This is a genomic window from Acidovorax sp. A79 (genome assembly GCF_041154505.1).
GTDB lineage: Bacteria > Pseudomonadota > Gammaproteobacteria > Burkholderiales > Burkholderiaceae_C > Acidovorax.
The window spans coordinates 2,641,054-2,663,785 of record NZ_AP028672.1 but is presented as its reverse complement, the minus strand read 5'-3'; the positions used below and the strand labels follow the sequence as shown (position 1 = coordinate 2,663,785).

Below are 22,732 nucleotides of genomic sequence, written 5' to 3'. Positions count from 1 at the left end.
GCGCCGGTTGTTGCGGGCGGGGGCGGTTTTCCATCCGGTGTGGGGCGTGCCAGTTTTTGGGGTCGGTGGCCCTCTTTCCTCCACCCGTTCGGGCTGAGCATGTCGAAGCCAGGGCGTCACCGTTCAGGCTGAGCTTGTGGAGTGGCACCACCCGTTCAGGCTGAGCCTGCCGAAGCCAGGGCGCCGTGCACGAGCCCATGACTCTTGTTCGTCTTCATTGAAGTGATTTCATGCTGACCATTCTTTTCGACGGCGTTGCCTACGGCATGCTGCTGTTCATCCTGGCGGTGGGCCTGGCCGTGACCATGGGGTTGATGAACTTCATCAACCTGGCGCACGGTGCCTTTGCCATGGCGGGCGGGTACATCACGGTGCTGCTGATGCAGCGGCTGGGCGTGCCGTTTCTGGTGTGCCTGCCTCTGGCCTTTGTCGGCACGGCGTTGCTGGGGGCGGTCCTGGAGCGCACGCTGTACCGGCCGCTCTACAACAAGGCACACCTGGACCAGGTGCTGTTCTCCATCGGGCTGGTCTTCATGGCCGTGGCCAGCGTGGACTACTTCGTGGGCTCCACGCAGCAGATCATGCAGCTGCCCGAATGGCTCAAGGGCCGCACCGAGATCGGCAGCGGCGCCTTCATGCTGGGCATGGGGCACTACCGGCTGTTCATCATCGCGGTGTGCGCGGCGCTCACGGTAGGGCTGCAGTACGTGCTGGCCAGGACCCGCTTCGGCAGCCGCCTGCGCGCCAGCGTGGACGACCAGCGCGTGGCCGCCGGCATGGGCATCAACGTGAACATCGTGTTTTTGTCCACCTTCGCGTTCGGCTCGGGCCTGGCGGGGCTGGGCGGAGCGCTGGGCGCCGAGGTGCTGGGGCTCGATCCGAGCTTTCCGCTCAAGTTCATGATCTACTTTTTGATCGTGGTGGCGGTGGGCGGCACCTCGTCCATCACCGGCCCGCTGCTGGCCGCGCTGCTGCTGGGCATCGCCGACGTGGCGGGCAAGTACTACATCCCCAAGCTGGGTGCCTTCATCGTGTACAGCCTCATGATCGTGATTTTGATCTGGCGGCCCCAGGGCCTGTTTGTCCGCAAGGGAGGGAAATGAGATGAACGCTCAGACCTCCATCCTCTTGAAGGCCCGGCGCTTTCGCTGGTGGGAACCCATCTTCTGGATCCTGGCCTTCGTGGCGCCGCTGGCGCTGCCCAGCCATGCGCTCATCATCAACGAGATCGCCATCGTGGCGCTGTTCGCCCTGTCGCTGGACCTGATCCTGGGCTACACCGGCATCGTGTCGTTGGGCCATGCGGCCTTTTTCGGCCTGGGCGGCTATGCGGCGGCGCTGTTCGCCAAGCACGTGATGCCCGACCCGCTGGTGGGCCTAGCGGTGGGCATCGCGGCGGCCACGGTGCTGGGGGCGATGGCCTCGCTCACCATCATGCGCGGCACCGACCTCACGCGGCTCATGGTCACGCTGGGCGTGGGCCTCATCATGCTGGAGCTGGCCAACAAGCTCGACTGGCTGACCGGCGGTGCCGACGGCCTGCAGGGCGTGGTGATGGGCCCGGTGCTCGGCCAGTTCGAGTTCGACCTGTACGGGCGCACGGCGGCGTGGTATTCGCTCACCGTGCTGCTGGTGTTCTTCCTCATCGCGCGGCGCATCGTGCAGTCGCCGTTCGGCGCCACGCTCAAGGCCATCCGCGACAACCGGCTGCGCGCCATGGCCATCGGCATCCCCGTCACGGCCAAGCTGGCGCAGGTGTACACGCTGGCCGCCGCACTGGCGGGCGCCGCGGGCGCGCTGCTCACGCAGACCACGGGCTTTGCGTCGCTCGACCTGTTCGAGTTCCACCGCTCGGCAGACGTGATGCTGATCCTCGTGATCGGCGGCGTGGGCTGGCTCTACGGCGGCATCCTGGGCGCCGTGGGCTTCAAGCTGCTGCAGGACGTGATCTCCTCCGTCACGCCGCAGTACTGGACGTTCTGGATCGGCCTGTTCCTCGTGGTGCTGGTGCTGGTCGGGCGCGACCGCCTGTTCCGCCCCTGGACCTGGTTCCGCGCCGGGCGCAAGCCCGGCGCCAGCTCCAGCGCGGGAGGCCATTGATATGAACACGACAACCTCCACCACCGTGCTGTCGGCGCAGGGACTGGTCAAGCGCTTCGGCGGCATCACGGCCACGAACAACGTCACGCTCGATCTGAAAAAGGGTGCACGCCATGCGCTCATCGGCCCCAACGGCGCGGGCAAGACCACGCTGATCAACCTGCTGACCGGCGTGCTGGAGCCCACCGAAGGCTCCATCGTGCTCGAAGGGCAGGACATCACGCGCCTGGCGCCGCACCAGCGCGTGGCGCGCGGCATGGTGCGCACCTTCCAGATCAACCAGCTGTTCGACAGCCTCACGCCGCTGGAAACCCTGGCGCTCACCGTGTCGCAGCACCAGGGCCTGGGCGGCAAATGGTGGCAGCCGCTGGGCGCGCGCCGTGCGGTCACCGAGCGCTGCGAGCAACTGCTCGAGCAGTTCCACCTGACCTCCGTGATGGCCGAGGAAACGCGCGTGCTGGCCTACGGCAAGCGCCGCCTGCTGGAGATCGCCATCGCCCTGGCCTGCGAGCCGCGCGTGCTGCTGCTCGACGAGCCCGTGGCGGGCGTGCCCGCGGGCGAGCGCGAAGAACTTTTGCAAACCGTGGCGGCACTGCCCGCCGATGTCTCGGTGCTGTTGATCGAACACGACATGGACCTGGTTTTCAGCTTTGCCAACCGCATGACGGTGCTGGTCAACGGCACGGTGCTCACCGAGGGTGACCCGGACACGATTGCCAACGACCCGCAGGTGAAGGCCGTGTACCTGGGGCATGGGGAGGATGCGCATGCCTGAGCTGTTGAAGATCGAAGGCCTCAGCGCGGGCTACGGCGAGGCCGTGGTGCTGCAAGGCATCTCCCTCTCGCTGGCCGAGGGCGACACCCTGGCGCTGCTGGGCCGCAACGGCACCGGCAAGACCACGCTCATCAACACCCTGGCGGGGGCCACGCGCCAGCATGGCGGCAGCGTGTCGCTGGGCGGTGCCGTGCTGCACAGGCTGCCCTCGCACGAGCGCGCGGCGGCGGGCATCGGCTGGGTGCCGCAAGAGCGCAACATCTTCAAGTCGCTCACGGTGCACGAGAACCTCACGGCCGTGGCGCGCCCCGGCCGCAAGGGTTCCAGTGCCCGGCCCTGGACCCCAGAGCGCGTGTACGAAATGTTTCCGCGCCTGGCCGAACGCAAGACCAACCTGGGCACGCAACTGTCGGGCGGCGAGCAGCAGATGCTGGCCGTGGGCCGCGCGCTGGTGCTCAACCCGCGCCTGCTGCTGCTCGACGAGCCGCTCGAAGGCCTGGCGCCCATCATCGTGGAAGAGCTGTTGCGCGCCATCCGCCGCATCACGCGCGAAGAAGGCCTGTCGGCCATCATCGTGGAGCAACACCCGCAGGCCATCCTGGCGATCTCCGACCAGGCCGCCGTGCTGGACCGGGGGACCGTGGTGCACACCGGCACGGCCGCCGAGCTGCAGGCGCAGCCCGAGCTGCTCGGCCGCCTGCTGGGCGTGGCGCGGTAGATCCGCCATGGCCTTCCTGCACCGCAGAACCCTGCTGGCGTTGTGCGCCGTGCCTTTCGCGGCCGGGAGCCAGGCGCAGCAGCCGGCGTTCCCCTCGCGCCCCCTCCGCATCGTGGTGCCCAACGCCGCGGGCGGCGCGGCCGACATCACGGCGCGCACGGTGGGCCAGAAAATCGCGGGCCCCCTGGGGCAGAGCGTGGTGATCGAGAACAAGCCCAGCGCCGGCGGCGTGGTGGCGGGCGAACTGGTGGCGCGTGCCGAGCCCGACGGCCACACGCTGCTGCTCATCAGCAGCGGCACGGCGGTGAGCGCCGCGCTGTTCCATTCGCTGCCTTTCGACACCCTCAAGGACTTCGCGCCGGTGTCCCTGCTGGCCACCTTCGACCTCGCGATCGTCGTGCGCGAAGGCGGGCGCTTTTCCACCCTGGCGGACCTGCTGGCCTATGGCCGCGCCCACCCGGGCAAGCTCAACATCGGCACGCCGCAGATCGGCACCACGCAGAACCTGGCGGCCGAGCTCTTCAAGGTGACCGCCGGCATCGACGCCCAGGTGGTGCCCTTCAACGGCACGCCGCCGGTCATCACGGCCGTGCGCGGCGGCGAGGTGGACGCCATGGTGGACATCCTCGGCGCTCTGATGCCGCAGGTCGCCGCCAAGGCCCTGCGCCCGCTGGCCGTGCTGGGCGCCCGGCGCGCGCCGCAGCTGCCCGGTGTGCCCACGGTGCGCGAAAGCGGCGGCCCGCTGGAGGGCTTCAACGTCACGTCCTGGAACGGCCTGGCCGTGCCCGCGCGCACACCGCCCGCCGTGGTGGAGCGGCTCTCGCGCGAAGTGCAGGCGGCCCTGGCCCAGCCCGACGTGAAAAAACGCCTGCTGGAGCTGAACCTGCAGGCCCAGGGCAGCACGCCCGCGCAGGCCAGCGAACACCTGGCGGCCGACGCGCGGCGCTGGGCCGATGTGATCGCCCGGGCCAAGATCGCGCGGCAGTAGGGCGCTCCGCAAGGCGCATGGTGCGCCCGGGGGCTGCGTCGACACGGAGGCAAAAGATGAACCTGCAGATTGAACACATCGGCCTCATTGGCTACGGCGAGGTGGGCAAGATTTTCGGCACGGGCCTCAAGGGCCAGCCGGGCGTGGCGAGCATCGCTGCCTGGGACCTGAAGTTCGGGGACGATCGCACAGCGTCCGCAGAGCGCGCGCACGCAGACCGGGCGGGCGCCGTGGCCACGGCCTCGGTGCGCGAGCTGTGCGGGCGCTCGGACCTTGTCATCTCGGCCGTCACTGCCTCCAGCACGCTGGCCGTGGCCGCAGCGGCCGCACCGCACCTGCGCGCGGGCACGGCGTTCCTCGACCTGAATTCCGCATCGCCCGGCACCAAGCAGCAGGCGGCCGCGCTGGTGGATGCGCGCGGCGCGCACTACGTGGAGGCGGGCGTGATGACCTCGGTGCCGCCCCATGGCATCCGCGTTCCCATGCTGCTGGGCGGCGCACAGGCCGCCGCGCTGGCGGAGGTGCTGGGCCGCTGGGGCATGGATGCCAAGCCGGTGAGCGCGCAACTGGGCATCGCCAGCGCCATCAAGATGTGCCGCAGCATCATGATCAAGGGCCTGGAGGCGCTGGTGGCCGAGAGCTACGCCACGGCCCGCCACTACGGTGTGGAAGACCAGGTGCTGCCCACGCTGCAGGAGACCTTTCCCGGCATCGACTGGAGCGCGCAGGGCGCGTACTTCCTGAGCCGCGTGGCGCAGCACGGCCAACGCCGCGCGGAGGAAATGCGCGAGTCCGCCCACACCGTGCGCGAAGCAGGCATGGAGCCCGTGATGGCATCGGCCATTGCCGCCAAGCAGCAGTGGGTGGCCGACCTGGCCGCCACGGGCGCGTTTGCGGACGTGGCCCAAGGCGCGCGCTGGCAGGACTACGCGGATGCCTTGCTTGCGGCCCGAACCCCCTCGGGGGACCGTTCTAGGTAGGCTCGAAAACGAGCGGCACGGTGCGCTGGATCAGGTCCAGCGCCGCCTTTTGCACCTGCGTGGCCGGCCGCTGCAGGCTGGTGGCCAGCGACAGCGCGATGCGCAGTGGTGGCTTGCCGGGCGTGCCGATGACCTGGGCGGTGTAGGCCGAAGGCCGGGGCGAGTTGAGCAGCGCATTGCGCGACAGCACCGCGCAGCCCGCGCCGTCGGCCACCAGGTCCAGGATGGCGGAGACGCCGTCGATCTCCAGCGCCACCTCGGGGCGGCAGCCGATGCTGGCCATTTCCGATTCCACATGCATGCGGATGGCGTTCGGGCGCGATGGGATGATCAGCGGCAGCCGCGCCACCTCGGCCAGCGGGATGGGGCCGGGCGGCGGGTCTTCGGCCAGGCCGGGCGGGCGCACGCGCACCAGCACCAGGTCTTCGTCGATGAGGTGCGACACGTCGATGTCGCGCGAGGGCTGGGCGTTGTAGAGCACCACGATGTCCAGGCGCCCGCTGACCAGCCCCTCCAGGATGGCGCCCGAGAGCCCCTCGCTGATGGACAGGCGCGCCTCGGGCAGCTCCTGGCGGAACGCGCGGGTCAGCGGCACCGTCATCACCCGCGCCACGCTGTTGGGCAGGCCGATGGCCACGCGGCCCGACAGCCCGCCGCGCATGCGGTCCATGTCTTCGCGCGCCCGCGCCATCTGGTGCAGGATGCCGCGCCCGTGCTCCACCAGCAGCTTGCCCGCCTCGGTGGGCGTGGCGCCCCGGCCGTTGCGCACCAGCAGATTCTGGCGCAGCTCCACCTCCAGCAGGCGGATCTGGCGGCTCAGCGCCGACTGCGCCACGTCCAGCGCGGCGGCCGCGCGGGTGAAGCTGCCCAGCTCGGCCACGCGCACAAAGTATTCCAGCTGCTTGAGGTCCATGGGGGTCGACAGAGGGGAGTGTTTCCTATCGGTAAATGATATACCTGATAGATGGTGTGCCTACTTTTTGTATAGCTTGCCTTCACCCAGAATCGGCCTACACAGCGGCACCGCCGCCTGTGCCGCAGCCTTGTTGTCCCCTTTCCAATCGACGCCCGCCATGCCCCAACACCTTCGCGGAATCTCGTCCATGGCCACCCGCCAGGTGCTGGCCGAGCTGACCTCCGGCTATGAGCAGGCGACCGGTCACCGCGCCAGCATCGAGGCCGTGGGCGGCGTGGACGCCGCCCAGCGCGTGCTGGCCGGCGAGGCCTTCGATGTGGTGGTGCTCGCCTCCGACGCCATCGCCAGGCTGCTGGCGGCCGGCTGCATCGTGCCCGGCAGCGTGGTGGACCTGGTGCAGTCGGGCGTGGCGGTGGCCGTGCCCACCGGTGCGCCGCTGCCGGACATCGGCTCCGAAGACGCCGTGCGCCAGGCCGTGCTGGCGGCGCGCAGCATCAGCTACTCCACCGGCCCGAGCGGCGTGGCGCTGGCAAAACTGTTCGAGCGCTGGGGCATCGCTGATGAGATCGCCGGCCGCATGGTGCAGGCCCCGCCCGGCGTGCCCGTGGGCTCGCTGGTGGCCAAGGGCGAGGTGGAACTCGGTTTTCAGCAATTGAGCGAGCTGCTGCACGTGCAGGGCATCACCATCGTCGGGCCGCTGCCGCCCGCCATCCAGGTCACGACCACGTTTTCCGCCGGGATCGGCGCGTTGTCGCAGCAGGCCGACGCGGCCCGCGAACTGCTGGTCTACATGGCGTCGCCACAGGCTGCAGATGCCAAGCGCAAGCAGGGCATGGAGCCTGTATGAGGAACAACCCCCTGAGGCGCTTCGCGCCTTCCCCCTTCTCTCGCACCGCTGCGCGCTGCGGGAAGGGGGACGACGCCCTCGCTGCGGGGCGGCCCTTGCTTGGCATCCCTCGCGATGACGTCGTGCCAGCGGCAAGGCTTGCGGGCTTTGCGGGCCGGTGCGAAGAACTGACATAGACATAAGGAGAACCGAGACATGAGCCTCATCATCGACTGCCACGGCCACTACACCACGGCCCCCAAGGCGCTGGAGAACTGGCGCAATGCGCAGATCGCCGGCATCAAGGACCCCGCCCAGATGCCCAAGGTGGCGGACCTGAAGATCAGCGACGACGAGCTGCGCGAGTCCATCGAGACCAACCAGCTCAGGCTGATGAAGGAGCGCGGCAGCGACATCACGCTGTTCAGCCCGCGCGCCAGCTTCATGGCCCACCACATCGGCGACTTCGAGGTGTCGAGCACCTGGGCCGCCATCTGCAACCAGCTGTGCTACCGCGTCTCCACGCTGTTCCCCGACCACTTCGTGCCCGTGGCCATGCTGCCGCAAAGCCCTGGTGTCGATCCCGCCACCTGCATCCCCGAGCTGGAAAAGTGCGTCAAGGAATACGGCGCCGTCGGCATCAACCTGAACCCCGACCCCTCGGGCGGCCACTGGACCAGCCCGCCGCTGACCGACAAGCACTGGTACCCCATCTACGAAAAGATGGTGGAGTACGACCTGCCCGCCATGATCCACGTGAGCACCAGCTGCAACGCGTGCTTCCACACCACGGGCGCGCACTACCTGAACGCCGACACCACGGCCTTCATGCAGCTGATCCAGGGCGATTTGTTCAAGGACTTCCCCACGCTCAAGTTCCTGATCCCGCACGGCGGCGGCGCGGTGCCCTACCACTGGGGCCGTTTCCGGGGGCTGGCGCAGGAGATGAAGAAGCCGCTGCTCGACGAGCACCTGATGAACAACGTGTACTTCGACACCTGCGTGTACCACCAGCCCGGCATCGACCTGCTGAACACGGTGATCCCGGTGAAGAACGTGCTGTTCGCCAGCGAAATGATCGGCGCGGTGCGCGGCATCGACCCGACCACCGGCAACTACTACGACGACACCAAGCGCTACATCGAGGCGTCCACGATCCTCAGTGCCGAAGACAAGCACCAGATCTACGAAGCCAACACGCGCCGCGTGTTCTCCCGACTCGATGCACGCCTGAAGGCAAAGGGGCTCTGACATGTACGAACTAGGCGTTGTCTACCGCAACATCACCCGCGCCGACCGCGCGGCCGCCGACGGCCTGGCCGCCCTGGGCTCGGCCACCGTGCACGAGGCCATGGGCCGCGTGGGCCTGCTCAAGCCGTACATGCGGCCCATCTACGGCGGCCAGCAGGTCAGCGGCACGGCCGTGACCGTGCTGCTGCAGCCCGGCGACAACTGGATGATGCATGTGGCGGCCGAGCAGATCCAGCCCGGCGACATCGTGGTGGCGGCCGTCACCTCCGAATGCACCGATGGCTACTTCGGCGACCTGCTGGCCACGTCCTTCCAGGCCCGTGGCGCCCGCGCGCTCATCATCGACGCCGGCGTGCGCGACGTGAAGACGCTGCAGGAGATGAACTTCCCCGTGTGGAGCCGCGCCATCAGCAGCAAGGGCACGATCAAGGCCACGCTGGGCTCGGTGAACATCCCCGTGGTGTGCGCCGGTGCGCTCGTCACGCCGGGCGACGTGATCGTGGCCGATGACGACGGCGTGGTCTGCGTGCCCGCCGCACGTGCCGCCGCCACGCTGGAAGCCGCGCAAAAGCGCGAGAGCTTCGAAGGCGAAAAGCGCGCCAAGCTCGCTTCGGGCGTGCTGGGCCTGGATATGTACAACATGCGCCCCGGCCTGGAGAAGGCGGGCCTCAGGTACATCGACTGACACGCCAGTTTTGAATCTTTCAGGCCTCTGGCGCTTTACTGGAAAGCGCTGGAAGCTATTGAATTTATAGCATTCTTTTTTTCTGCATCCCATGACCTTTCGCACCTTGTCCCCCCTGCGTCGCAGTCTTGCCTTGGCCCTGGGCCTGGCCGCCACCCTGGGCCTCGCGTCCCACGGCGCACACGCCCAGGCCTTCCCCACCAAGCCCGTGCGCATCATCACGCCCTTCCCCGTGGGCGGTGGTCCCGACGGCGTGGCGCGCATCGTGGCCGAGAAGCTGGGCCGCATCTGGAGCCAGCCCGTGGTGGTCGAGAACCGCCCCGGCGGCAACGGCTTCATCGCCATCGACGCCTTCAAGCGCGGCGCCAAGGACGGCCACGACCTGATCGTGCTGGACAACGTGCACCTGGCCGCCTACCCCAGCCTGTTCAAGAAGCTGCCCTATGACGTGGCCAAGGACTTCGACACGCTGCTGCCACTGTTCAAGACCCACTTCTTCTTCACCGTGGGCACGGGCAGCAAGTACAAGACCGTGGGCGACATCGTGGCCGATGCCAAGGCCCGCCCGGGCAAGCTCAACTACGGCTCCTGGTCGGTGGGCAACCCCGTGCACCTGGGCTCCGAGCTGTTCGAGAGCGCCACCGGCACGCAGATGGAGCACGTGATCTTCAAGGAGACCACGCAGCTGTACACCTCGGTCGCCACCGGCGACATCGACTTCGCCTTGGGCAGCGCCGCCACCGCCGGGCCGCTGTACCGCGCGGGCAAGCTGCGCCTGCTGGCGTTCGCCGGCCCCCAGCGGTCGGCCGAGTTCCCCGACGTGCCCACCGTGGCCGAAGCCGGTGGCCCCAAGGACTTCGCCGTGACCGGCTGGAACGCCATCGCCGTGCCGCCCGGCCTGCCCGCGGCCGTCACCGACAAGATCAAGCGCGACATCGAGCAGGCCCTGACCGGCCCCGATGTGGCCGAGAAGTTCAAGACCTTCGGCTACGAGCAGTTCCCCACCACGCGTGCGCAGTTCGCCCAGTTCGTGAAGGACGAGAGCCAGCGCTTTGGCGATGTGATCAGGAAGGCCAATGTGTCGCTGGATTGATCGGAGCGAAACGCAAGGAGCACGCACATGAGTGAATTCACCAAGACCCCTGGCTGGCTCGACTGGTACGCCGGCCCGAGCAAGCCGCGTTTTCAGGTGCCCGCGGGCGCCGTGGACGCGCACTGCCACGTGTTCGGCCCCGGCGCCGAATTTCCCTACGCGCCCGAGCGCAAGTACACGCCCTGCGACGCCAGCAAGCAGCAGCTCTATGCGCTGCGCGACCACCTGGGCTTCGCGCGCAACGTGGTGGTGCAGGCCACCTGCCATGGCGCGGACAACCGCGCCATGGTCGATGCGCTCGTGCACTCGGGCGGCAAGGCGCGCGGCGTGGCCACGGTGCGCCGCTCGGTGAGCGACGAGGAGCTGCAGGCCATGCACGACGCCGGCGTGCGCGGCGTGCGCTTCAATTTCGTCAAGCGCCTGGTGGACTTCACGCCCAAGGACGAGCTCATGGAGATCGCGGCGCGCATCGCCAAGCTCGGCTGGCACGTGGTGATCTACTTCGAGGCGGTGGACCTGCCCGAGCTGTGGGATTTCTTCACCGCACTGCCCACCACGGTGGTGGTGGACCACATGGGCCGCCCTGACGTGACCAAGCCCGTGGACGGGCCCGAGTTCGAGCTGTTCCTGAAATTCATGCGCCAGCACCCCAATGTGTGGAGCAAGGTCAGCTGCCCCGAGCGCCTGAGCGTGGCCGGGCCCAAGGCGCTCGATGGCGAGCATGCCGCCTACCGCGACGTGGTGCCATTCGCGCGCCGCGTGGTCGAGGAGTTCCCGGACCGCGTGCTCTGGGGCACCGACTGGCCGCACCCCAACCTCAAGGACCACATGCCCGACGACGGCCTGCTGGTGGACTTCATCCCGCACATCGCCACCACGGCCGGGCTGCAGCAAAAACTGCTGGTGGACAATCCCATGCGGCTGTACTGGCCGGAAGAAGAAAAGGGCTGACGCCATGTCCCTCGACAAACCCTACCTGGACGTGCCCGGCACGACCATCTTCGATGCAGAGCAAAGCCGCAAGGGCTACTGGCTCAACCAGTTCTGCATGAGCCTCATGAAGGCCGACAACCGCGCCCGCTTCAAGGCCGACGAGCGCGCCTACCTCGACGAGTGGGCGATGACCGAGGAACAGAAGCAGGCCGTGCTCGCGCGCGACCTCAACTGGTGCATCCGCCTGGGCGGCAACATCTACTTCCTGGCCAAGATCGGTGCCACCGATGGCAAGAGCTTCCAGCAGATGGCCGGTTCCATGACCGGAATGACCGAGGACGAGTACCGCGCCATGATGGTCGGTGGCGGCCGGTCGGCTCAGGGCAACCGCGTCATCGGCGAAGACGGCGATGCCCAGGCGCACCGCCAGCCGCAGGGTGCTGCGGGAAAGAAAGGAAACTGAACATGGCGCGTATCACCGCCTCCGTCTTCACCTCGCACGTGCCCGCCATCGGCGCCGCGCTCGATCTGGGCAAGACGCAAGAGGACTACTGGAAGCCGCTGTTCGCGGGCTATGACTTCTCCAAGCAGTGGATGAAGGACAACAAGCCCGACGTCATCTTCCTCGTCTACAACGACCATGCCACGGCCTTCAGCCTGGAGATGATCCCCACCTTCGCCATCGGCACCGCCGCCGAGTACCAGCCCGCCGACGAGGGCTGGGGCCCGCGCCCCGTGCCCAAGGTCATCGGCCACCCGGACCTGGCCTCGCACATCGCGCAGTCGGTCATCCAGCAGGATTTCGACCTCACCATCGTCAACCGCATGGACGTGGACCACGGCCTCACGGTGCCGCTGTCGCTCATGTGCGGCCCGCAGGATCCGGTGGAAGGAGCCTGGCCCTGCCCGGTGATCCCGTTCGCGGTCAACGTGGTGCAGTACCCCGTGCCCAGCGGGCGGCGCTGCTACAACCTGGGCCAGGCGATCCGCAAGGCCGTGGAGAGCTACGACGAAGACCTCAACGTGCACATCTGGGGCACGGGCGGCATGAGCCACCAGCTGCAGGGTCCGCGCGCGGGCCTGATCAACAAGGACTTCGACAACGCCTTCCTCGACAAGCTCATCAGCGACCCCGAGGCCGCCGCCAGCATCCCGCACATCGACTACGTGCGCGAGGCGGGCAGCGAGGGCATCGAACTCGTGATGTGGCTCATCGCGCGCGGCGCCATGGCCGACGTGGCCGGCGGCAAGCCCCCGAAGCTGGTGCACCGCTTCTACCATGTGCCCGCATCCAACACGGCCGTGGGCCACCTGATCCTGGAGAACACCTGACATGACCAAGACCATCAAAGTAGCGCTTGCGGGCGCGGGTGCCTTCGGCATCAAGCACCTGGACGGCATCCAGAACATCGACGGCGTGGAAGTCGTTTCGCTGATCAGCCGCGACCTCGACAAAACGAAGGAAGTCGCCGCCAAATACGGCATCGGCCATGTCACCACCGACCTGGCCGACAGCCTGGCCCTGCCCGAGGTGGACGCGGTGATCCTGTGCACGCCCACGCAGATGCACGCCGAGCAGAGCATCGCATGCCTGAAGGCCGGCAAGCACGTGCAGGTGGAGATCCCGCTGGCCGACAGCCTGAAGGGCGCGCAGCAGGTCGTCGCCGCGCAAAAGGAAAAAGGCCTGGTGGCCATGTGCGGCCACACGCGCCGCTTCAACCCCAGCCACCAGTACGTGCACCGGAAGATCCAGGCCGGCGAGTTCAACATCCAGCAGATGGATGTGCAGACCTACTTCTTTCGCCGCACCAACACCAACGCGCTGGGCCAGGCGCGCAGCTGGACGGACCACCTGCTGTGGCACCACGCCGCCCACACCGTGGACCTGTTCGCCTACCAGGCGGGCAGCCCCATCGTGAAGGCCAACGCCATCCAGGGCCCCATCCACCCGGTGCTGGGCATCGCGATGGACATGAGCATCCAGCTCAAGGCCGCCAATGGCGCCATCTGCACGCTGAGCTTGAGCTTCAACAACGACGGCCCGCTGGGCACGTACTTCCGCTACATCGGCGACACGGCAACGTACCTGGCGCGCTACGACGACCTGTACAACGGCAAGGACGAGAAGATCGACGTGAGCCATGTCGACGTGTCGATGAACGGCATCGAGCTGCAGGACCGCGAGTTCTTCGCCGCCATCCGCGAAGGCCGCGAGCCCAACTCCAGCGTGGGCCGCGTGCTCGCCTGCTACGAGGTGCTGCACGACCTGGAGCAGCAGCTCAACGCGGGCTGAAGTTGGGTTTATGGGGCTGGATAGGCCCCCTGCGCTCATCAGGAGCGCGCAGGCAGCTATCGAATCGATAGCTGCTTTTTTTCTTACCCGGGCGTCCTGCACACGCAGTGCCCCTGGCTGAAGCCGGCGGTCAGATCGGCGCGTAGCTGCCCGTGCCGCCCGGCCAGGCCGTGAGCACCTCGTATCCGTCGGGCGTCACCGCCACCATGTGCTCCCACTGCGCGGACAGCGAGCGGTCCTTGGTCACCACGGTCCATCCGTCCGCCAGCTCCCTGGTCTCGCGGCCGCCCGCGTTGAGCATGGGCTCGATGGTGAAGACCATGCCGGCCTCCAGCGTGAGCCCGGTGCCGCGCTGGCCGTAGTGCAGCACGTTGGGCACGTCGTGGTAGACCTGCCCGATGCCGTGCCCGCAGTACTCGCGCACCACGCTGAAGCGCTCGCGCTGCGCCACCGTCTGGATCGCGTGGCCGACGTCGCCCAGCGTGGCGCCGGGACGCACCTGCCGGATGCCCGCGCACAGGGCTTCGTACGTCGTCTCCACCAGGCGCCGGGCGAGCAGGCTGGGCGGCCCGACGAAGTACATGCGGCTGGTGTCGCCGTACCAGCCGTCCTTGATCACCGCCACGTCGATGTTCACGATGTCGCCCTTCTTCAGGATCTTGTCGTGCGACGGAATGCCGTGGCAGACCACCTGGTTGACGGAAGTGAGGATGGTCTTGGGATACCCCAGGTAGCCCACGTTGGCCGGCACCGCGCCCTGCACGTTCACGATGTGGTCGTGGCAGATGCGGTCCAGTTCTTCGGTGCTCACGCCGGGCACCACGTGGGGCTCGATCATGTGCAGCACCTCGGCGGCCAGCTGCGCGGCGCGCCGGGACTGTGCCAGCTCGTCCGCAGACCGGATGGGAACGTCGCGTGCCATCAGTGCTTCCCGTTGGCCACGGCGCGGGGCTTGGCCGGCAGGCCGTTCACCGCCATGCCGATATCGAAGCCACCCGCCAGTTCGGCCCGCACCAGCAACTGGCAGATCTCGCGGTGGTCGAGCTCCGGGTGCATCTCGGTCAGCATGCCCACCCGCATCCAGTGCTCGGCCTGCGCGTTGATGGAGCGGCTCAGCGCGGTGCCTGCGACACGCAGGTTTTCGTGCATCTGGTCTGAAATCTTGACGATACCCATGGATGATCTCTATACAAAACGTATACGAATTATATATAAAACGTTTGGCTGCGTCTTAAGGTGGCACACAGGGTGCGCTGGCCACAATGCCAGGCTTGCCATGCCCTCACACCCCGGACACACCGCCCCAGGAGCCCATCCCGATGCAACCACCGCAGCACGTGACATTCCGCGCTTTTGCCGGGGCCTCGGATTTTCCGGCCATGGTCGCCTGTGCGAACGCCAGCTTTGCCGCCGACCAGACCCGGTTCTTTCGCACCGTGGAGGACGTGGCGCGGGACTACGCCGCGTTCACCCAGTGCGTGCCGCAGCAGGACGTGTGGATCGCGCAGGCGGGCGATGAGATCGCTGGCTATGTGCGTGCCTGGCATTGGGCACAGGCCGATGGGCTGCAGCTCTACGGGCAGTTTGCGGTCGTTGCGCCGCAGTGGCGCCGGCAGGGCATCGGCGCACGGCTGCACGCGTGGCTGGAGGCGCGCCAGCGCGAGATGGCGGCGGCCCTGGGCCAGGCCGGCCCGCATGCGCACCACGCCTTCGTCACAGAGGGCGAAACCGCGCGTGCGGCGCTGCTGGAAAAAGCGGGCTACCGGCCCGAGCGCTATTTCTTCACCATGGGCCGCCCCACGCTGCAGGCCATTGCCGACTTTGCGCTGCCTGCCGACCTGGAAGTGCGTGCGGTGCAGCCCGGCCACTACCGCGCCATCTGGGATGCGCATGCCCGCGCTTTCCATGCGCACTGGGGCTATGCACCGCCCGACGAGGCGGACTACCAGCGCTGGCTGGCCAGCCCGGTCTTCCAGCCGCACCTGTGGCAGGTGGCCTGGGACGTGCGGATGAACGAGGTGGCGGGCCAGGTGCGCACCTACATCGACACCACATGGAACGCGGGCAATGGCCGCCAGCGCGGATGGACGGAATTCATCAGCGTGGGCGAGCGCTGGCGGCGCCGCGGCCTGGCGCGGGCCCTGATTGCGCGCAGCCTGCGCGCCCAGGCCGATGCAGGCATGCAGGAGTCCGGGCTGGGGGTGGACAGTGAGAATGCGAGCGGCGCGCTGCGCGTCTATACGGACTGCGGCTTCGTTGTGGAACAGCGCAACTGCGTGTTCCGCAAGCCGCTGGAACTGGGCACCGCCAGCCGCGGGGCCTGAACGCCACCGGCACCACGCGGCCGGCAGGCGCGGGCTGTCACAGGGACCGGGACAGCGCGATGAGCCCCCAGACAAGCACCACCAGCTGGGCAAGATTGACGAGCAGCGCGGTGGCATGCACCCGGCGGAACCGCTGCACCGCCCCGCCGTTCCTGGCTTCTATCTGGCTGCCCAGTTGCTCCATGGCGGGCACCAGGCGCTTGCGCAAGGCCGTGGAAACCGCTGCCATGGCCGCCGCGCCAGCGGCATAGGCCCACTGTCCCCACAGCGCGTAGCTGGCCGACGCACACAGGGCCACCCAAAATGCAGCCTTGTAGTAGACATTGAAGAAACCGCGCACGAACCGGGCGTCGAGCGGCTCGTCGTGCTGGAGGATCAGCAGCGGCAGGCCGCCCAGCAGGAAGTAGGCGGTGGTGACGAGCATGGCGACAGTGAAGAAGAAGGCTGCGTAGATGGCGGAAGGCATGGCGCTTCTCCTGGGCGGGATGGGCCGCTGCGGTGCGCGCGGCTTCGCGTAATGTATCGCGCCGACCCGGCGCAGCAAACCATCGCGGCCCCCGTGGCCGGCGCGCCATGGCCGGCTATCCGTGCGCGCGGATGTTGGCAACAATGGCACCCCATGACCCCGCCTGCCTTCTTTGCCACCTCCGCTGCCTTCCGCCAGTGGCTGCAAGCCCATGCGGCACACGCGCCCGAACTGCTCCTGGGCTTCCACAAGGTCGGCTCGGGCCGCCCGTGCATGACCTGGTCCGAGTCGGTGAACGAGGCGCTGTGTTTTGGCTGGATCGACGGCGTGCGCCGGCGCATCGACGAGCACACCTATTCCATCCGCTTCACGCCGCGCAAGCCATCGTCCGTCTGGAGCGCGGTGAACATCGCCAAGATGGAGCAGCTGCAGGCCGCCGGCCGCATGACGCCCGCGGGCCTGGCGGCCTTTAGCCACCGCAAGGCCGACAAGTCCGCGATCTACTCGCACGAACAGGCCGCAGTGGCCGAGCTGCCCGCCGCGCAATTGCGCGAGTTCAAACGCCACAAGAAGGCATGGCAGTTCTTCGAGGCCGCCCCCGCGGGCTACCGCAAGTCCATGCTGCACTGGGTGACGTCGGCCAAGCGGCCTGAAACCCGCGCGGCGCGGTTTGCGCAGCTGCTGGCGGCCTCGGTGGCCGGCGAGCGGATCGACCTGTGGACCCGGCGCCCCCGCGCGGGCGATGCTGCTGCACCTTCGGCCTGAAAGGACCTCGCCCACCATGGCCCCGCCCGCGCCCTCCCAACCCACCACCATCGCGGACTACATCGCGGCCGCCCCCAAGGCGGGCCAGCCGCTGCTGCATGCGCTGTACGCCATCCTGAAGCGCGCCGCGCCGCAGGCCGAGGAAGCCATCAAGTGGAACACGCCGTTCTTCATCGAGCCGCGCTTCGTGTACGCCTTTTCGGCGCACAAGGCGCATGCGAGCTTTGCGCCGCCCGCTGCGGCGCTCGCGCATTTCGGGCAGGCGCTGCAGGCCGTCAGGACGACCAAGGGCACCATCGTGCTGCCCTACGACCAGCCGCTGCCGGCAGAGCTGATCGAACAGATCGCGCGGTACAGCGTGCAGCGCGTGCGCGCGCGCACCACGGGCAGCTTCTGGGAGTGAGCACGCCGCGTAGCGGCCGTGCGGCGCGGGGTGCATGCATGCCGTAAGCTTGCGCCATGCAACAAAGAAACCTTGGACCTTTCTCCGTCTCGGCCATCGGCCTGGGCTGCATGAACCTTTCGCACGCCTACGGCGCGCCCGTGTCGGCCGAGCAGGGCGAGCGCGTGCTGCTGGCCGCGCTCGATGCGGGCGTGACGCTGTTCGACACCGCCACGCTGTACGGCTTCGGCGCCAACGAAACGCTGGTGGGCCGCGTGATGAAAAGCCAACGCAGCCGCTTCACCCTGGCCAGCAAATGCGGCATGCAGGGCGTGGACGTGAACGGCGACGGCAAGCTGGTGCGCGTGATCGACGGCCGCCCCGCCACGCTGCGCCAGACCTGCGAGGACAGCCTGCGCCGCCTGCAGACCGACGTGATCGACCTGTACTACCTGCACCGCTGGGACAAGAAGGTGCCCATCGAGGACAGCGTGGGCGCATTGGCCGACCTGGTGCGCGCGGGCAAGATCCGCAGCATCGGCCTGTCCGAAGTGTCGGCCGCCACCCTGCGCCGCGCGCACGCGGTGCACCCCGTCGCGGCGGTGCAGACCGAGTATTCGCTGTGGACACGCAACCCCGAGATCGCCGTGCTCGACGCCTGCCGCGACCTGGGCGCGGCCTTCGTGGCCTTCAGCCCCGTGGCGCGGGGCTTTCTGTGCGGCGAACTCAGGGACGTCTCCGCCCTCGACCCCAAGGACATCCGCCGCGCCATGCCCCGCTTCGCCCCCGATGCCTACGCCGCCAACCTGCAGCTGCTGGACGGCTACCAGGCCATCGCGCGCGAAGTGGGCTGCACGCCGGCGCAGCTGGCGCTGGCCTGGCTGCTGCACCAGGGCGGGCACATCATTCCCATCCCCGGGACGACCAGCGTGGAGCACCTGCGGGACGATGTGGGCGCGGCCGGTGTGCGGCTCGATGCCACGGTGCTCGCGCGGCTGGATGCACTGATCAACGAGCGCACCGTGGTGGGCCCGCGCTACAGCGCGCAGAGCGCGAGCGAGGTGGACACCGAGACGTTCGAAAGCCACGCGGTGTAAGTCGGCCTGCGGCCCCGGACCGCCTGGCGGCCGCCCTGGGCCGCCCAGCCGCACCTGAAAAAAATGTCCCTGCGCTCCATCCTCTCGACATTCGGCCGCAAGCCTGCACCGGCGCGGCCGGACACGCCATCCGTGCACGCCACTTCCCGGTGCAAGCTGTACGGCCATCCCGAGTTCCAGATCCGGGTGTCGAACAGCGCGGTGCCGGTGGAGGACATCTCCTTCCTGCTGCAGTTCTTCGAGCAACGGGTCGCCCGGGGCGATAAGTTCCGCGGTGGCGAGAGCCTGCAGGTCGGCTGGATGTTCACGATGCTGGAAGAGGGGCCCGCAGGATTCCTGCGGGTGGTGGAGCCCGACATGCAGGTGGTGCCCGTGAAGTTCGTCGATTCGGTCGACAACACGCTCATGCAGCTGCGCAACCAGAAAGACGTTGTGGAGAGCCTCTCCCCGTCCATCGCGCCGGACTTTCCGTCGCTTCGCCAAAGCGCCGTCGTGCACGTGAACTACCAGGAAGCCCGTCGAATCCTGCTGACCCGAAACGACCCCGTCGACGCGGCGGATTCCGGCTGGTGGCTCTCGGACCTGGACGACGAGGCACGCCTTGAGGATCCGGCACGCTTCATGAAGACCTCCCTGTACCAGCTGGGCGTGCACCGCCCCGACCTGATCCAGTTCCTTGCGGTGCCGGCGGGATTGCAGGTGGCCGTGGACGGCGCGCGCATCAGCGTGCTCGGACCCGTGCAGGAGGTGCAGCAGATTCTGGGCTCGTACCTGAGCGAATTGAACAAGGCGCGGCAGAGCGGCGTCTCGGCCGGTCGGTCCTCGGCAGGCTAAGCCAGGCACAGGCACGAGGGCTCTCGCCCATCTCACCAGGCGGGCTGCGGCATTCCGCGGTCACAAACACCTCGCAGACCTCCGCTCGCGCCCACGTTCAAAGGCTGCGCTTCCTGAAAGGAAAAAGCCCTGGAGCAGTGATGCTCCAGGGCTTGTTCGTTCGGCACGCTGGCGGGATCTGGTGACTTTGCCGTCCCCCGGCCTGTCCGCCGAGGGATCGGGCGCCCCAGGGGCTCAACGGCCGCGCAGGGTGCCCTTGTCGTCGGCGATCACGATCTCCACGCGGCGGTTCATGGCGCGGCCTTCCGGCGATGCGTTGTCGGCCACGGGGTGGGCCTTGCCGTAGCCGCGCGCGGTGATGCGGCTGTTGTCCACGCCGCGCTGCACCAGCGCGTCGCGCACGGACTGGGCGCGGCGGTCCGACAGGTCCTGGTTGTAGCCGTCGGAGCCCACGCTGTCGGTGTAGCCCTCGACGAGCAGCTTGCGGTCCGGGAACTGCTTGAGGAAGCTGGCCAGCTTGTCCAGGCGGGGGCCGGCCTGGGCCGACAGCTCCGCCTTGTTGAAGGCAAACAGCACGTCGCCCAGCGTCACGAGCAGCCCGCGCTCGGTCTGCTGGGCTTCCATGTCGCGCAGCTGGGCTTCCAGTGCGCGCACGCGGTCCTGTGCGGCGCTGGCCTGGGCCATCGCGACGCTGGCATTGGCCTGCTGCTGGGCGGCGCGCTGCTCGGCGTTCAGGGCCTGGGCCTGGGCCTGCTGGGCGCGCAGGCGGGCCTGGTCGGCCTCCTGGGTGCGGGCCTGCAGGCGGATGCGGTCGGCATCGCCGCTGGCTTGCTGGATGCTGGCGTCCAGCTGGCGTGAGCGTGCCGCGTTCGTGGCGATCTCGGCGCGCTGGCGTGCGATGTAGGCCAGGTGGTTGGTTTCCGATTCGTCGTGGTCGTCGGCCCATTCGCGGTCGGCGCGGGCCAGAGCGTCGGTCGCTTCTTTCAGTTCCACGGGGGCGTACTGGTTCACGATGGGATCGCCGGCGACGGCGCTCACGGCGGAGCGGGCCTGCTCCAGCGCCGGGAACGGCGCGGTGCTGGCACAGGCCGCGAGCAGCCCCACGGCGATGAGGCTGGTGCACAGGGCGGTGGTACGTTGGATCAATCGGTGCATGGTGTGGTGTCCTTCAAAGGTCAAGAGCGGCCCGCGGTGCGGGCGGCGTGGTCAGGAGCGCTCGGCCCTCAGCGGGGGGACCGGCGGTTGATTTCTTCCTGCAGCGCGCGGATGCTGTCCTGGACCTGGGCAAGGTTGGTCGCATTGCGTGCCGCGTCGGCACGGGTCTCGGCCACGCGGGCGTCGACCTCGGCCTCGGCCGCCAGGCGCCGGGCGTTCTTGTAGTCCTGCTGGGCCATGGCCTTCTCGGCGAGGATGAGTTTTTCCTGCGCACGCTGCAGGTCCACGGGGGCGCTGGTGGCCGTCGCCGGCGCCGCCGCCACGCGGTTCACCGTGGTGCGGGTGACGGCCATCTGTTCGGTGGGCGGGGGCGTGGACGAGCATGCTGCCAGGGCGCCCAGCGCGAGGGCTGCGGCCGTGAGACGGAGGGGGGTGGATGGGTGCATGGTGTGGAGACCTCCTGAGCGGGTGGATTGTTGGTGGGCATGCCCCGGCGCGTTGCGCGCCTCACTGGGCAGGGGGCGCGGCGCCAGGCAATGCATGCCAGCTTTTTGATGAATGCATTGTTCGCCGCGCGGCCCGCCGCCCGCGTAGGCACTGCCTCTGTATTCCTGTGGGCCATGTCTTACGAACGCTTGCAATTTGCGTGGGGCGTGGCCGGGCCTGTGCCGGGCGTCGTCCACCGCTTCACCCGTCCCTCACTCAGGTGCTGGCGGCCGTGCCGTGCAAGGGTGCGGGAACTCTGCGCGGCGCTGGCTGTCGATCAATCAGTCCACCGCGCGCCACTGCCATCGGCCATCGGCGGCCGCACCCGCGCCCACGCAGGCCTGCAAGCGGGCCACGCGCCGCAGCCCGGCGCGCGTGCCGCGCCCGCCGCCCCACCAAGGAGAAACAACCATGCCGCCATCGACCTTCTCAACCTGGATCCGCGAGACGACCTTCGTGGGCGTTCCGCTGTGGAGCCTGATGGTGGCGCTGGCCGCCGCCGCCACGACCTATGTGGGCATCCTGCTGGTGCTGCATCTGCTCACGGGCCGTGCCAGGGTGTGGGCCACGCAGTCCGGCAGCGCGGCGGCGCACACCGTGGTGGAGGTGCTGGAGGGCACGAGCCGCCTGCTCATGGTGGTCGTGGCCCTGCTGGTGGGCGCGAGCCTGCTGGAGCTGCCGGGCCGCTGGGAAAGCCGGCTCAGCCAGCTGTGGTTTGTCGCCCTTGCGCTGCAGATGGGCCTGTGGGGCATGCGGGCCATCGGCATGGGCGTGCGGCGGTATGTGGAACGCCATTCGTCCACGGGCATGACCCAGGTCAGCGCCTCCGCCACGCTGTTGTCCTGGGGGCTGCGCACGCTGCTGTGGAGCGTGGTGCTGCTGGCCATCCTGTCCAACGTGGGCGTGAACATCACGGCCTTCATCGCCAGCCTGGGGGTGGGGGGCATCGCCGTGGCGCTGGCGGTGCAGAACATCCTGGGCGACCTGTTCGCCTCGCTCGCGATCGCGGTGGACAAGCCCTTCGAGGTGGGCGATTTCATCGTGGTCGGAAGCGTCTCGGGCATGGTGCAGGTGATCGGGCTGAAGACCACGCGCATCCGCAGCCTGCAGGGCGAGCAGATCGTGATGTCCAACACCGACCTGCTCAAGCAGACCATCAGCAACTACCGCATGCTGGAGAAGCGGCGCATCGTGTTCGGCTTCGGTGTGTCGTACAACACCACGCCCGAGCAGGCCGAGGCAATCCCGGGCGTGGTGCGCAAGCTCATCGACGCCCATCCGGAGCTGCGCTTCGACCGCGCGCACTTCAAGGCGTTTGGCGCGAGTTCGCTGGACTACGAGGTGGTCTACATCGTCCAGGACCCGGCGTTCAACCTCTACATGGACCTGCAGCAGTCCATCAACCTGGGCCTCATGCGCGAGTTCAAGGCCATGGGGGTGGAGTTTGCCTTTCCCACCAGCACGGTGCACATCGCCAGCGCGCCTGCGCAGTCCCAGGGCCCGGCGCCGCTGGCTGGTGCTGCTGCTGCGGCGGCTGCCGCGTCCGCGTCCGTGGCCGCGCGTTGAGGCGGTGGCCTGCCGCGCACCGCGGGGCGGGGGGGCAAAAAAAAGCCGGCAGCCTTTGCAGGCGGCCGGCTTGAACAGGGTAGTTGCTTCTAATGCTTC

Annotated in this window: 27 protein-coding genes; 20 read left to right on the top strand and 7 right to left on the bottom strand. The window is 68.4% G+C overall.

Annotated features, from left to right (window positions below; translation table 11 throughout):
* Positions 1–230 precede the first annotated feature (230 nt).
* From ACAM51_RS12210 to ACAM51_RS12185, 6 genes are all read left to right on the top strand, one after another.
* Positions 231–1,103: a branched-chain amino acid ABC transporter permease gene (locus tag ACAM51_RS12210; RefSeq protein WP_218297917.1), complete on the top strand. Its 873-nt coding sequence runs from the start codon at positions 231–233 to the stop codon at positions 1,101–1,103.
* 1 nt (position 1,104) lies between these two features.
* Positions 1,105–2,100, top strand: coding sequence for a branched-chain amino acid ABC transporter permease (locus tag ACAM51_RS12205; RefSeq protein ID WP_369643664.1), 996 nt, complete (start codon positions 1,105–1,107; stop codon positions 2,098–2,100).
* A 1-nt stretch (position 2,101) separates the two neighbouring features.
* Positions 2,102–2,875 carry an ABC transporter ATP-binding protein gene (locus tag ACAM51_RS12200; RefSeq protein WP_218297915.1) on the top strand — a complete coding sequence of 258 codons (774 nt, stop codon included), beginning with the start codon at positions 2,102–2,104 and terminating at the stop codon, positions 2,873–2,875.
* On the top strand, positions 2,868–3,593 hold the full coding sequence (locus tag ACAM51_RS12195; RefSeq protein ID WP_218297914.1) for an ABC transporter ATP-binding protein: 726 nt from the start codon (positions 2,868–2,870) through the stop codon (positions 3,591–3,593). Before ACAM51_RS12200 ends, ACAM51_RS12195 begins: the two co-directional genes overlap by 8 nt.
* A gap of 7 nt (positions 3,594–3,600) precedes the next feature.
* The gene (locus ACAM51_RS12190) at positions 3,601–4,581 is read left to right on the top strand and encodes a tripartite tricarboxylate transporter substrate binding protein (protein WP_218297913.1); all 981 of its coding nucleotides are present in this window, start codon (positions 3,601–3,603) and stop codon (positions 4,579–4,581) included.
* Positions 4,582–4,643: 62 nt separating this feature from the next.
* Positions 4,644–5,561, top strand: a complete 918-nt coding sequence (locus ACAM51_RS12185; RefSeq protein WP_369643809.1) for a DUF1932 domain-containing protein — start codon at positions 4,644–4,646, stop codon at positions 5,559–5,561.
* Here the strand turns inward: ACAM51_RS12185 and ACAM51_RS12180 are convergent.
* Complete coding sequence (locus ACAM51_RS12180) at positions 5,554–6,474, bottom strand: LysR substrate-binding domain-containing protein (protein WP_218297912.1); 921 nt, start codon at positions 6,472–6,474, stop codon at positions 5,554–5,556. The genes ACAM51_RS12185 and ACAM51_RS12180 overlap by 8 nt on opposite strands.
* Positions 6,475–6,634: 160 nt before the next feature.
* On the opposite strand from ACAM51_RS12180, the gene ACAM51_RS12175 reads away from it, so the two are divergent.
* The 8 genes from ACAM51_RS12175 (at position 6,635) to ACAM51_RS12140 (ending at position 13,558) form a co-directional block, all read left to right on the top strand.
* Positions 6,635–7,324, top strand: coding sequence for a substrate-binding domain-containing protein (locus ACAM51_RS12175; RefSeq protein WP_369643663.1), 690 nt, complete (start codon positions 6,635–6,637; stop codon positions 7,322–7,324).
* 195 nt (positions 7,325–7,519) lie between these two features.
* Positions 7,520–8,554 (top strand): amidohydrolase family protein, encoded by a 1,035-nt coding sequence (locus ACAM51_RS12170; protein WP_369643662.1) that lies wholly within the window; start codon positions 7,520–7,522, stop codon positions 8,552–8,554.
* 1 nt (position 8,555) lies between these two features.
* Entirely contained in the window at positions 8,556–9,239 is a 684-nt protein-coding gene (ligK, locus tag ACAM51_RS12165) for a 4-carboxy-4-hydroxy-2-oxoadipate aldolase/oxaloacetate decarboxylase (protein WP_218297909.1), read from the top strand.
* Positions 9,240–9,330: 91 nt separating this feature from the next.
* Positions 9,331–10,332, top strand: coding sequence for a Bug family tripartite tricarboxylate transporter substrate binding protein (locus ACAM51_RS12160; protein WP_369643661.1), 1,002 nt, complete (start codon positions 9,331–9,333; stop codon positions 10,330–10,332).
* Between the two features lie 27 nt (positions 10,333–10,359).
* Positions 10,360–11,283 (top strand): amidohydrolase family protein, encoded by a 924-nt coding sequence (locus tag ACAM51_RS12155; protein WP_369643660.1) that lies wholly within the window; start codon positions 10,360–10,362, stop codon positions 11,281–11,283.
* A gap of 4 nt (positions 11,284–11,287) precedes the next feature.
* Positions 11,288–11,728 carry a protocatechuate 4,5-dioxygenase subunit alpha gene (gene ligA / locus ACAM51_RS12150; RefSeq protein ID WP_218297906.1) on the top strand — a complete coding sequence of 147 codons (441 nt, stop codon included), beginning with the start codon at positions 11,288–11,290 and terminating at the stop codon, positions 11,726–11,728.
* 2 nt (positions 11,729–11,730) lie between these two features.
* A complete protein-coding gene (locus ACAM51_RS12145) occupies positions 11,731–12,597 on the top strand; it encodes a class III extradiol dioxygenase subunit beta (protein WP_369643659.1) in 867 nt (288 codons plus the stop codon).
* A gap of 1 nt (position 12,598) precedes the next feature.
* Positions 12,599–13,558, top strand: a complete 960-nt coding sequence (locus ACAM51_RS12140) for a Gfo/Idh/MocA family oxidoreductase (RefSeq protein WP_369643658.1) — start codon at positions 12,599–12,601, stop codon at positions 13,556–13,558.
* 130 nt (positions 13,559–13,688) lie between these two features.
* Here ACAM51_RS12140 and map read toward each other — a convergent pair whose 3' ends face one another.
* A complete protein-coding gene (gene map, locus ACAM51_RS12135; protein WP_369643657.1) occupies positions 13,689–14,480 on the bottom strand; it encodes a type I methionyl aminopeptidase in 792 nt (263 codons plus the stop codon).
* The gene (locus ACAM51_RS12130; protein ID WP_369643656.1) at positions 14,480–14,734 is read right to left on the bottom strand and encodes a ParD-like family protein; all 255 of its coding nucleotides are present in this window, start codon (positions 14,732–14,734) and stop codon (positions 14,480–14,482) included. Before ACAM51_RS12130 ends, map begins: the two co-directional genes overlap by 1 nt.
* A gap of 143 nt (positions 14,735–14,877) precedes the next feature.
* Here ACAM51_RS12130 and ACAM51_RS12125 point away from each other — a divergent pair, with 143 nt between their 5' ends.
* Complete coding sequence (locus tag ACAM51_RS12125; protein WP_369643655.1) at positions 14,878–15,882, top strand: N-acetyltransferase family protein; 1,005 nt, start codon at positions 14,878–14,880, stop codon at positions 15,880–15,882.
* A gap of 37 nt (positions 15,883–15,919) precedes the next feature.
* Here ACAM51_RS12125 and ACAM51_RS12120 read toward each other — a convergent pair whose 3' ends face one another.
* Positions 15,920–16,348, bottom strand: coding sequence for a hypothetical protein (locus tag ACAM51_RS12120; protein WP_369643654.1), 429 nt, complete (start codon positions 16,346–16,348; stop codon positions 15,920–15,922).
* Between the two features lie 153 nt (positions 16,349–16,501).
* On the opposite strand from ACAM51_RS12120, the gene ACAM51_RS12115 reads away from it, so the two are divergent.
* From ACAM51_RS12115 to ACAM51_RS12100, 4 genes are all read left to right on the top strand, one after another.
* Positions 16,502–17,113, top strand: a complete 612-nt coding sequence (locus ACAM51_RS12115) for a YdeI family protein (protein WP_369643653.1) — start codon at positions 16,502–16,504, stop codon at positions 17,111–17,113.
* Positions 17,114–17,129: 16 nt separating this feature from the next.
* Entirely contained in the window at positions 17,130–17,516 is a 387-nt protein-coding gene (locus ACAM51_RS12110) for an iron chaperone (RefSeq protein WP_369643652.1), read from the top strand.
* Between the two features lie 56 nt (positions 17,517–17,572).
* The gene (locus ACAM51_RS12105; protein WP_218341769.1) at positions 17,573–18,592 is read left to right on the top strand and encodes an aldo/keto reductase; all 1,020 of its coding nucleotides are present in this window, start codon (positions 17,573–17,575) and stop codon (positions 18,590–18,592) included.
* Between the two features lie 132 nt (positions 18,593–18,724).
* Positions 18,725–19,426, top strand: coding sequence for a hypothetical protein (locus tag ACAM51_RS12100; protein WP_369643651.1), 702 nt, complete (start codon positions 18,725–18,727; stop codon positions 19,424–19,426).
* A 234-nt stretch (positions 19,427–19,660) separates the two neighbouring features.
* Here ACAM51_RS12100 and ACAM51_RS12095 read toward each other — a convergent pair whose 3' ends face one another.
* The 3 genes from ACAM51_RS12095 to ACAM51_RS12085 form a co-directional block, all read right to left on the bottom strand.
* Positions 19,661–20,581, bottom strand: a complete 921-nt coding sequence (locus tag ACAM51_RS12095) for an OmpA family protein (protein WP_369643650.1) — start codon at positions 20,579–20,581, stop codon at positions 19,661–19,663.
* A gap of 68 nt (positions 20,582–20,649) precedes the next feature.
* A complete protein-coding gene (locus ACAM51_RS12090; RefSeq protein ID WP_218341771.1) occupies positions 20,650–21,027 on the bottom strand; it encodes a DUF4398 domain-containing protein in 378 nt (125 codons plus the stop codon).
* 321 nt (positions 21,028–21,348) lie between these two features.
* Positions 21,349–21,480, bottom strand: coding sequence for a hypothetical protein (locus ACAM51_RS12085; protein ID WP_369643649.1), 132 nt, complete (start codon positions 21,478–21,480; stop codon positions 21,349–21,351).
* Here ACAM51_RS12085 and ACAM51_RS12080 point away from each other — a divergent pair.
* Positions 21,479–22,633 (top strand): mechanosensitive ion channel family protein, encoded by a 1,155-nt coding sequence (locus ACAM51_RS12080; protein WP_369643648.1) that lies wholly within the window; start codon positions 21,479–21,481, stop codon positions 22,631–22,633. The two genes, ACAM51_RS12085 and ACAM51_RS12080, sit on opposite strands and share 2 nt — an antisense overlap.
* Positions 22,634–22,732: the final 99 nt, after the last annotated feature.